The organism is Leptospira langatensis (assembly GCF_004770615.1).
Taxonomy (GTDB): Bacteria; Spirochaetota; Leptospiria; order Leptospirales; family Leptospiraceae; genus Leptospira_B; species Leptospira_B langatensis.
Genome location: NZ_RQER01000007.1, coordinates 56,650 through 68,447 on the forward strand (window position 1 = coordinate 56,650; position 11,798 = coordinate 68,447).

The 11,798-nt window shown below is 44.9% G+C and carries 4 protein-coding genes; all 4 read right to left on the minus strand.

All coding sequences use genetic code 11. The features are described from left to right. Positions 1–154: 154 nt before the first annotated feature. Genes EHO57_RS12040 through EHO57_RS12055 form a run of 4 tightly spaced genes read right to left on the minus strand, consistent with a single transcriptional unit; the run spans position 155 to position 11,785 of the window. Positions 155–7,771: a PD40 domain-containing protein gene (locus EHO57_RS12040; protein WP_135643442.1), complete on the minus strand. Its 7,617-nt coding sequence runs from the start codon at positions 7,769–7,771 to the stop codon at positions 155–157. Positions 7,772–7,777: 6 nt separating this feature from the next. Next, a complete protein-coding gene (locus EHO57_RS12045) occupies positions 7,778–8,395 on the minus strand; it encodes a DUF1318 domain-containing protein (protein ID WP_135643444.1) in 618 nt (205 codons plus the stop codon). Between the two features lie 3 nt (positions 8,396–8,398). Then, a complete protein-coding gene (locus EHO57_RS12050) occupies positions 8,399–11,428 on the minus strand; it encodes an LIC_11026 family protein (protein ID WP_135643446.1) in 3,030 nt (1,009 codons plus the stop codon). A gap of 15 nt (positions 11,429–11,443) precedes the next feature. Continuing rightward, positions 11,444–11,785: an STAS domain-containing protein gene (locus EHO57_RS12055; protein ID WP_008594836.1), complete on the minus strand. Its 342-nt coding sequence runs from the start codon at positions 11,783–11,785 to the stop codon at positions 11,444–11,446. Positions 11,786–11,798: the final 13 nt, after the last annotated feature.

Sequence of the window (11,798 nt, forward strand, 5' to 3'; positions counted from 1 at the left end):
AATTCGAGTCGAGTGGGACGGGGCTGGCCCCCACCCTCCTCGGGTGGGGAGGAGGGTCCCAGTGGGAGGGCCCGGCTCCCCTATATCAGAAATTCTGAAATCCAGCAACCGATTTTTTTAGTCGATTTTCCTGTGGGAACTATTTGTTCCTACATCAATCTTTCGTAATAAACGAATTCGTGAACAATCTGTATCCATTCCAATATTTATCAGTCGGATACTGTTCCTTCATCACATCCATCGTCTTTAAAAAGCGATTCCTGAGAGTCGTCCGAGAATCTTCCTTACGCGAAGAGATCTCTTTCAAAAATCTGGAATTATGCGTATCCGTCTGAAAGCCCAAATTCACCACGCCAGGACCTTTCCAATACTTGGCCATATAATATAAGGAATCCTTTAAGTTCGAAGAGGCATTCCTCAACTCATCCAAGAATGAAGAAGAAAGCATCCAAACTCCTGAGACTGGGCTTCCCTTTGGGTCCGAAATGGAACGATTTCCGAACTGGATCCCCTTCTCGGGATCCAAGACCAAAGGATCTCGGAAGATATGGAACGGTGAAAGGGAAATATTCCCTCGCGGATACAACTCCATATTTTCCAATTTCAATAACTGCTGGTACCAATCCGGTGCAGATACTCCGTCCCAGGTGACAATACCAAAGTTATTTTGGAATTCTTCCTTCTCCTTGTGGAATGGGTTTCTAAGTAAGGATTCCGGATCCGCAACGTAGTAGATCTCTTCTTCAGATTTGGGAAGTATAGGCGCCAGGAAATAAGAAGATGTGAGATAGAGATACGTCATCTTGTTCTTAGCGAACTTCATTCCTTGGCGGATCTCGGTCTCTAACGCCTCCCGAAGCAGCACTTCCGAGCCACCCTTCTCCACTTCTTCATTGTATCTTGTGATCGCTGCCTTGATCCTGCGATTATCCTTAAAGGCAAGATCTCCTTTAGACTTGCCCTTGGAGAATCGAACATAAAAAGTCTGTAATCCAAGGTCCGCTAATATTAGAAATTCTTGATTCTCTGGGATCTTCTCTTCGAGCTCGAAAGATATGGGACGAAAAATAGGCAAATCGGCATAAGATGGCTTCCTCCCCAGGGTTATACTGCGAACGGAAGAGATCTTCTCTTTAGCCAATACAAGATCGAAGAAGGTTTCCGAATCGTTTTTTTGGAAGGCAAGCACTTGGAGATACGTAATGAAATCGTTCAATTCCCTTCTTTGTTTTGGCGTAAGTTCCTGCTTCTTATGCGCCTTCACCCAAGAATTCACACAATCCAACAGATCCTTGGACTTCTGAGTCGCGGCATCCAAATACGCATCCACGAGATCTGCAAAGCGAGGATCGGAAAAAGACTGCAATTTCCGTCCTTCGACTGCATCTAATTTGAACTTGAGATACGCGATCTCCGCATCCTGCCTTCCGATCGCATTCTTATCTATTTTAGAGATCCATAATTTTGCTCTTTCATAGTCCCCGCGGGAAAAATAGGCCTTTGCGAATTCTAACGTGATACGTGCCTGCCTAGGAAGGTTTCCCTTCGAATTCTCATATTCCACAAATCCTTCCAGAAATTCTGCCATCTCCCCGTTTGTTTCTTCCGCTAGAGAATATCGTAGAATATCCAATACCTGGGATCTTTCGTTAGAACTTAAGGTCTGGAATAAGTAAACAGGGGAGCTATGGATCTCCGAATATAAGGAAAGCGGCGAGACCCTATGCCCGGATCTCTTTCTATGCTGTAAAAGAAGAAGACGAGAAGCATAATTCCTTTCGCTCTCCCTCAGTTCTACTTGGGGAGAATTTTCCTGTTCGGTCCATTCTTCCTTTTCTTCTAACAATGCGATCTGCTTTCGCACCCGATTTGAACTTTCTTTCCAGCGATCGGAATCTTCTTCATTCGAAATATTTGATTTAGCAAAATCTAATTGACCTAAAGCGATTTCCGGAAAATAGGATTCGATCGCCAGGTCCACTATTCTCAACCTATATAGGAAAGGATCATATTGATCTGCGGAAACGGCTCGATCCAACGCATCTCTCGGATCCTTTCCCATTTTTAAAGAGGAAATCGCATCCAAGATCGGATCCTTAGGAGAAGGAAGCGGTACTTTGGGACATCCCTTGTCTTCCGTTTCCAAAAGACGTGCCAAACAAAGGGTGAATCCTAATTCTTTTTCCTGCTCCGGAGTCCTCTTCTCATATTTCAATGAGTAGATCTTCTCCAAAGAAAACTCCGGTTTCAAATAACGGTAGATCCTAAGCAGGTCCGATTCTATTTTTAAGGACAGGGCAGAGCCGGCAGAAGCAAAGGAACGTGCCGAATGTAGATCCGCAAATGCCTCCTTATACTTTCCGGATCTTTCTCTTTGTCTGGCTCTTGCATAGAGCCTGTCCGCATCCTGATCGCGATCTCCTCCCTTTTCCGGAAGAGAACCGAAACGAATGCCAAGTTTGCTTTCTTTTCCATTCCGGATCTCTGAAAGAATTTCAGTTACACAGGGACCTGCTTGAGAGCAGATATATACCGCCTCCACTCCGGAGCCTAAGAGAGCCACGCTTGCCTTTCGGATCTGCGACCAATTCGGTTTCTTTATGTACGTCAGGATCACGGCTTTTAGTCCATGCTCTTTGGTAAAAACGTCTCGGAGCTCGATCCTATCCTGGATCCGCTCTCCGAAATAGGAATCTCCCTTGATCTCCGGAAAGGAGCTAATCAAAATATCAGAATCTTCTAATATATCTCTCCAGTTCCCAAAATCCACCTTCCTATAGGGAATTCCCGCAGGCAATTCCTGAAAGCTCGCGATCGTCTTCGGGAGCCATTTTTCTTTCTGCTTTTGTACAACTGCAGCAGTCTTAAATCTCAATCCTGAGAATTTCTCCGAGAATCGATCACCTAAAGCAGTGTTCCCTGGATCCAGAATGATCTTCTTGGCCTTCTGCCATTCGGCAAGAAGGGGAAGTCCCTCGACTGCCTTTGCCTCATCCTTGAAAGTATGGAATGCAACTCCTCCATTTATGCGAATTTTTGCATATACGGAACCCTTGGACTCCAGGAGACTCGCCTCTAACTCCCCTGCAGAAAGAACATCTTCGACGATCAAACCGAAAGGATCCAAGAAAGTTGCCCGGTCCGGTAATTTAGATCTCAAAAGTTTCAGAGACCCGGAGACCGTATTGGCTGCCTGAGATAAGGATGATTCTTCCTTCTTAATATCTCCCCTAGTCTCTAATGTGATCTGGTATCTTTGGTAATTTTGTTTGAGATCTTTCCAATCGGATTCGAATCGAATATACTCATTTTGGGAGTTCTGAAATTCCCAGTTTCCTCTTTTGAAATTCCGAAAGTAAACCAGTCTCTCCAAACGTTCCCAATCTTGGAAAGCAAGACCAGGATTCGAGGCATCCAGGTCGGCTCTGATCTTGGTTTCATATAGATCTCTCAATAAAAAGCCCTTATTATCCGAGATCAAATGGAATTGTTTCTTAAGAAGTTCTTCCGCCTTTGCCAATCTCAATTTGGCCTTATCTTGGGCAAACGACTGCAGATCCAATCTCGCCTGCAAGACCCAGGTCTGGATCATCTCCGCGCCTAAATAGAATTCATTGGCCATTTCTTCCGCAAAGCCAAGACATTCTTTTGCTTTATCCAGATCATCCAAACGATAATAGATGCTGGCTCGACTGATGGCATGCATGACCCTTTCTCTTCTGGAAAAGGGATCCTTGGATAGACCCACGATCTCCTTGGGAAGATTAGAGGGCGACTCAAGAAGAGAAGCGGCGATCCCTAGTTTTTCGAAACCTTCTATCCATCTTCCTTTCTGAAAATCATCTTCTCCGGAATAGAATAACAAGCTCGCTCTCAATATATCAAAATCGTAATATTCCTTGTAGAATGATTCCTCACAGCGCTTTCTTCCTTCTACAGGGTCTTCTACCCAAAGAGAAACACAGGGCTCTACCGCATTTTCCTTTACGGACTCTAGCTCTTGCAAAGCAAATGCCAATTCCTCTTCCGTTCCGGACTTAGAAGAAGAGGAGGATTCTATATACGCAAATAAGGAATATAAGTATTTCTTAAAGCTTGCAGCGGACCGGCCCGACAATTCAGGTTTTTCTCTTTCGAAATCCCTGGCTGCGATGAAATCCTTTTTCGCAGACTCAAAGTCTCCCCGTCTGTAATCGTAGAAGCCTAACTCTCCCAGGGATTGAGACTCTGCGAGTAGTCCCGCCAATGTCTTCCGCAAACCTTTATTCCCTATATGCTCTAGACGTTTATTGGTCTCTTCCGCAGCTAGAGTATAATTTTGTTCTAATACGAGATTATTGACCCGGATCCCCGAGGATAGCAAGGGTTGAAATGCGCTCGGAATTGCTTCCGGAAATCTTCCCGAACCGGAGATCCGAGTGGAATCCGGGAGCACAGCCTCGAATACATAGTCCCAAAAATAGTCCCAGAACTTCGGATTCACCTTCCGAGGAAACCAACGAATTCCCTTTTGGGAGTTCAGATTCTCTGCTTCCCTTAAATTCTCTTCCGACAAGGACAGGTTACCCAACTTTTGATAACAAATCGCTAATGCGTTTCTCAAATTGATAGGATCTACAAAGCGGGAAGGCTCGTTTAACTCCAAGGCCTCTTTATAATATGGAATTGCCCTGGCATATTCCCCGATCTCCATATAGGAAAGCCCTATCAAAGTACGGATCAAAGCCAATTTCTCCCTATAACTTTGCAAATTTGTATTCGAATTGGGGCCGCTATGAACCTGTGGAAACTCATTCTTAGAGTATAATTCGTCTGCAGCCTTTAGCTTCCGGGCAGCATCCGAATAGTTGGACATATACATGGAAGCACGGGCTGAATTGAACAAGAAGACGGCTCTCTGCCTATAATCCTCGAACTGAGCCTTTGATATTATATAATTCGAATATGATTCCACCAAGGAATATTGTTCATCCGCCTTAGGATAATTCTTCAGTAAGAAGTAATTATTCCCCAGGTTTAGCCTTAGATCCGAAAGGGCCTTCTTATTCGCGAAACCTTCTCCTAATAGCTCCAGGATCTGGCTGTATAATTCTATATTCTCTTCGAAGTTCTTTTCCGGAAAATACTTTGAGTATTCTTTCTTATAGATCTCTTCGTCGGTATCATCCTTCTCTCCGGATCGTCTGGACTTGATAATGTCCACATACTGATAGAGCCAGCCCAAGAGCTGATAAGCATCATGAAAGGTTGGATCTGCGAATATGATCCATCTCAGCTCGTATTCCGCCTGCTTGTAATCCCTTAGAGCCGCCTCTTTCTTGATCACGTCCATGGTTCCGGAGGCGTAATAGAACGTTTCTCGGATCACGGAGCGATTGATGAGATAATATGCATATCCGTACAAAGTGGCAAGATCCAAGAAAGTACGGGCCCTCGGCAGGATCTTTTCCTTTTCGTAATATTGATTGATATAGAAGAGACCTTCCTTCTGGTCCAAGGGATCATAATCCAAAGGATTAAAATTCTTCAATAGCCCCAGAGCACTTTTCTCACTCACTGACTTGGCCAGCTTGAAAGAAGTATCAACCATTAGCTTTTGATAATATATTGCGTAATCTTTGTATATTGTATCCAAGAAGAGATTCTTGCTCTTGGCCAAGAACATATTCTCGGTATTATAGAAATAGTGCAAAGAGGCTTGTAGAAAATCGGAGCGGTTCTCGTAGTTCCGCGCCAAATTCTCGAAATAGATAAAGAACCTCTCCATTTCCTTATCATCTATCTTCACTCCCGAAGAATGGTCGTAGTTCTCCAAGAATGCCTTGAATTCTTCCAAGGAATTGCGGACGTTTCCCATTCCCTTGAAGTTCTCGGAACGAACCAAATGCGCCTTCAGAAAAAGTGGATCCAAGGGCTTCAAATCCTTCATGATAGGATCTAGAAGCGCGTTACTTTGCTGGAAAGAACCTTGCCTCTGATACGACAAAGCCTTAACATAGATCAAAAATCGATCCAATACGGGGGAACGAGTATGGATCGAATTCGCAGATGCGATCGTGTCCGCTATATTCCACTTGTCAGAATCGGAAATGTCCGTAACGATCCTGTCCTCAAATAGCTCGTAAAGATTTCTGAGATCTTCCGTCTTTAGATCGGGCCGGTTCGAAGCCTGGATAAGAGTATTCGAGAGGAGCCATCCCTTCTTTCCCGCGTCCCTCAATTGTACGGAGCCTATATTCCTTAACACTTCCCTAATATTATAATATTTAGGATTTCTTTCTAGGATGCCTTCCCAAAGAGAAAGCGCTCTGTCCGCTCTTCCGGAAGCTTCCTCTAAGATGCCCAACTCTTCGGAAAACGCTCCGATCAACTGGGAGTCTATATTTGGAACATTCTTCAATGCCGAATAATAGTCTCGGATCTGTTGCGAGATCCCATTCTCTACTTCCAGATAGTATGCAAAACCAAGACCGAATCTTGGGTCCATGCGAGAAGAAAGTAGCTCCTTTCTCAATTCGGAAACAAGGCTCTGTTTTCCGAATCGCTTCGCTCCTTGGTATTTTTCCTTTAATACCTTGGCCCAAAAAATAGGATAGAGAGGATCTTCCTTAAAATATAGTTCAACAGAATCGAGGGCGAATAAATACTCCTCGAAGGATTGCTTCTTTCCGTATTCCTTTGCTAACTCGAATTGGGAACGGATATCCTCGGCCTTAGGAACGGAACCGCTTAAAGGAAGAAAATAGATATTTAAGGTTCCGTAATACGATGCTGTGAATAGGATACTTCCCCCGTTAAAGCTGGAGTACTTCGTATCGAATAGGGAGAAGTTGCCGGAGCTGATCCTCCTTTCTTTAGAGTCGGAGAGATCCAATCGAATGATCAGGCTATTATCCCTCTCGTCTAATTTCCGATTCCCGTCCGAATCGTTTCGGATCGAAGTATAGAAAAGATACTTTCCGTCCGGAGAAAGGCTGGGAGAAAAATCCAAATAAGCGTCGCTTGTAAGTCTCCTTGTCTTTCCCGAGATCAGATCCAAAGAATAGATCTCCCCTTCCTTTGTATCCGCATAAGAAAGATACACTACTGTTCGCCCGTCGCTCGACCAGTAAGGATTCGTCGCTCCATCCTTGGTTAAAAGTCTGGGTTTTTCCTTTCCATCCGTATCCCAAAGGATCAGATTCGGGATGCCAGGACTCAAACGATCCGAAGAAAAAACGATCCAACGATCGTCAGGCCCCCAACTCGGGTCCGAATCGGAAAATTTATCCGATTTTAGAGGATCCTCATATTCTAAATTTGTAATAAACTGGAAGTCTTGGCTTAAGAACCTTTTTCCCTCCAGGATCCGTTTTGCCCAAAGAGAAGGCTCCATCTCCAGAAGCACTATATCTCCCGCAGAATCGTATTGTTCCGATACGAAGACTAGCTTCTTTCCGGAAGGACTGATGGCCGGTTTGTATTCCCCAGAAGGATGCTCCGTAACGGGAACTACGATGGAACTCCTCAGATCCCGGAACCATATATCGTAATTCCCCTTTTGTCCCGTAGTATAGAAAAGATACCTTCCGTCCTTGGTAGTGGAATTGTATAAGTTATTTCCCCTTTGGACCGTAAGAGGAAAAGGCTTCTCATTGTCCGGATTGAAATAGTTCTTAGAGATTGGCCCGTAATCGAATTCGATAGGTTTCACTCTCGTTGCGGGAGTAAAGACCAAACAGGCGTTTAAATGAATAATAGATAAGAAAAGAAGAATACGAAGAAGAAACAATGCAGATCACTCCTTCTTCTTCCATACGTTCGGAGAAGATTCATAATATTCTCCGATAACAACGGATCGGATCCAAGTGGTAACCATGGATTCCTTCAAGACAGACTTTTCCTTTTCAGTCAAAGGAGTGACCGATTTGGCAATCGCTTTCTTCAATTTCTCTCGGATCACGATCTCTCTGCTATCGTTTGTGAGCTTGAGTAGATTCTCGATCCTGGTCTTAGTAGGAAGATCCTGGCGAACCTTCTCCGCTCCGGCCTCCTTGATCTTCGGATTCCAGCGAACCTTTCCGTCCAAGCCCTCGGAAAGAACGCCAAGCACCCTATATTCCCGAAGCTCTTTCGTTAAATATGCCAGAGTCCGCAGAGCAATGTACAGTGTCTTGTCTTCCGGATTTGCAAACTCTTCCTTGACCAGATCCCTCTCCCAGATCTCGGAGCCGGAAGAAGAGGTCTTGATGGAAGCGATCAACCATCCGTCCTTTTCCAGATTCCGATCCTCTCCGAGCATTTGCTTCTCCGCTGCGGTCTGGGTCTGAGTGAATGTGATCAAAGGAGCCTTGATCACGCAGGAAGAAAAAATAAATGCAGAAAGAATAATATAATATTTTAGGATATTCGACATGGCTTATTGATTGAAGGTCTCGATCTCGCTCTGCGCACGTTTTAGGAAATTTGCCAAAGGCATCCTCTGTTGGGAGACCTGGTTATTTTCCAGGTTGATAAAGGTCCCGAGTATGGATCTCTTGAATAGGATCACCGCATACACGAGTCCCTTGGACAATTCCAATTCTATCTTGTCCACGGCATAACTCCCGTAAATGAAATCCGTAAACAAGTTAGAAGGAGCAAAAATATTGATCGCACTCTTTCCGAAATCGTTCCCGATCTGATACACGCTAAAGAATAGATTCAGGTTCGGAACAGGATCCCCCAGATTCCTTCCCCAAAGATTCAGGTCTGCCTTTACTTTACCGTCGTCTATCTTGGATTGGCTCTTAGCAGGGAGCAATTGCTTTAAATCGATGTCCTTGACCCTGAGCGAAACGGAGTATTCCATCTTTTCAGGATCCCCGGAGCCAACGTTAACGATCATATCCTTTCCCCAAATCTCTCCGTCCAGAGTATTTACCTTCAGATAATCCATTCGTAAATAATTTTCCGAGTATTCCAGATTGGCGGAAAGCCCCGGAGAATTGGATTTCGGTTTCACATATTCGAAAGGAACCCCTTTCAAAGAAGGATGAGCCCCCAAGATCTGTTGGATCGTAAAATTCGGAGCGGGAGTCCGCCCGTAATTCATGACGAATTTCCTCTTATTTCCCTCGATAAGATTCTTAGTCTCCTTCACGGAAAGATCGTGAGTAAAAGGCACATTGGAGTTCCAACCGTCTATCCGATACATCTTGCAATCATATCCGGGACAATGCGAATTCTGGACGAGTATATTAGAATCTTTGGATATAAGATTTCCTTGGATCACGGAGCCAAGCCAAGTAAAGTTCAGGCCCATATCTCCCCTAAAATGCAATCCTCGGATGAGAGAACTATTCTCCTTAGCGACGATCCGCAATCCTCCCTTCAGATCCGGAGAGAATTCTCCCATAGAAGGTGGAGGATCCCCTTTGCCTGGTTTCGCAAGCACACCACTCGTGCGAAAGCTGAGCTTTCCCGCAAATCCGTTGAGTTCTAAATTCTCTATCTTGATCTGAGAGCTAGGCTTTCCAAGCATTTGCATAGCCAAGGATAATTTTCCATCCCTAAGATCCAAGCCGGGAAGGTCCAGTCCCAGTCCTCCTCGGATCTCTTGCCCGTGAGAATTGCTGGAAAAATAAAAATCTCCCAGAAGTCCTATCCCGTTCCCGACTTGAGCTCTCACCGGGATCAAAGTCTCTCGTAAAGACAAAGGAAGAAGAGGGATCAAATTCTCAAGATCCACATCCAATCGGGTCTTCTTCAGATCCAAAACGAAATTGTCTCCGAGCCCGATCCTTCCGGAAGAATTCAAACGAGCACCTGCCTGCCCGTCTGGAGAATCCGCTTCTAGATCCAAAACGGAGACGAAAATATCCGTCAATCCCCATGGTTTTTTAGGAAAATATAATATAGAGGAAAGGCTTCCGTCCAGGCCGATATTCCCGGAGTTCCCTCGAGCAAGAGGGAATTTGAACCCGTTTGCCTTTAATTTTAGATCCGCATTCAACTTGGAAAAATCAGGTCCCTTTGCCTGAAGCCTCGCAAAGAATCTTCCGGAATATCCGGCAAGATAATCGCCTAGGCTAAAATTCTCCAGGTTCAAATCCAGGCTAGGACCGGAAGAGCGGTTATAATGCAGATCTCCGCCAAGCCTCATCCCGTTGTATTCTACTTTAAAATTCTTGCATATAGCGGAATCCAACCAAGGCAAAGGCCTCGCTGAATTCGGCTCTTCCTGGGAGCCAGGCCTAAGTCCTATGCTCCAATCCAGGTATAAGGTGGGAATAGAATGCTTCTTCTTTCCTAAACGGATCTCCAAGCCGTTCCCTTTTACTTCTCCTAGGATTTTCAGATTCTCCCAGGAACCTTCGGCGAGCACAGGAGCGAGGCTTGCCTCTCCTGCAAGAGAAATATCATAAAAACCTAAACTATGTAAAAAATCCGAAAAAGGAGAGAGACGTATCCTGGATTTTTGGATAGCGAGATTTACCTGAGCGGACTTTTCCCGGATGTCGGAAACTTTTCCTCCTCCTTCCAGCCAAATATCCTCTCCCACCTTCCAAGCCAGATCCCTCAGAAGGAGTTCCTTCTTCTTGGCAGAAAGATCCAAATCGTATTTTACGGAAAATGCAAATGGGGAAGCGGTTCGATTCCGGAATTGGATCGGGATTCTTTCCGAACCCAGATCCATTTTGGAATGGAAGACATCTTGATCCTGAGGATGCCTTTCCCAAATCCAAGTCAGCCGAAAAGAATGGTCCAAACTCGCAGACGCATTCTGGAATTGGATCGTCACCTCATTCTTCGGATTGAGCTGTAGAGAAAATTCGTCGATCAGATCGATAGCGCTTAGATCCAATGGGATCCGAGTGAACCTATTTGTATCCACTTCCAAGCCAAGTTCCAAACCTTTGAGAGCGGCCTTATACGACTTAGGCCCATTCTCGGAATCTACACTTACATTGATATCCTTGCAATCTAACATCAGATAGGCGCTAAAAGGAAAGTAGGTCCGAATGCTCGTGCGCGGCTCCTTCTCCGGAACGGGAGGTTCCGGCTCCTTCTTCCCTGGAAGAAAGATAGAAGAGAAATTCCAAGTCTCTCCCTTCTGCTTCAGATCCAGGTGCAATCCATGGACACCGATCTTGGAGATCTTTGCTCTGCCTAGGAATAGAAGCGGAAGATTGTAAGAAAGCTGGAGTTCCTTCAGACGAAAGAACGGCTCGCTCCCCCATTCTGGAGAGGGATAGACTTCAAGGTCCGAGAGCTTGATCCCGAAAAGAGGGGAAAATCCTTGGACCTGAACCTTGGCTGGAGTGGCAATCGCACTCGCAAGGATCTTGTTGAGTAGGATCTGTCCGGTAAAAGAATTGAATAAGAGATGGTAGAAGAGAAAAATCCCCGCTAGGATGTACAGGCGGAGCTTTTTCTTTTTCAGATACTGTAGTAGATCGGAAGCCAACCGAAATCGTTTAGGCTAGTACTCGAAGGATTCGATAGCCTCTTCCAGCGTTTTGTAAATTTCGAAAATACTCGCGAGCTTAGTGATCTCCATCAAGTTTTCGATATCATTATTCAAGTTAGTAAATACCATCCGGCCTTTCAAACCGTCGATATGCTTGTAGATGTTCAGGAACATTCCCAAGCCGGCGGAGTTGATGAAAGGAACTTTCTTCAAGTCGATGATAAATTTTGGAACGTCACCTTTCGAGATATACTCCTCGATTTTCTGCCCAAGTTCGAATTCATTTCCTGCTTTAATAGGACCTTCGATCTTGATGATGTGAACGTCGTTTTTCGTGGTGACTTTGATTTTCATAACCCTTTCTTGG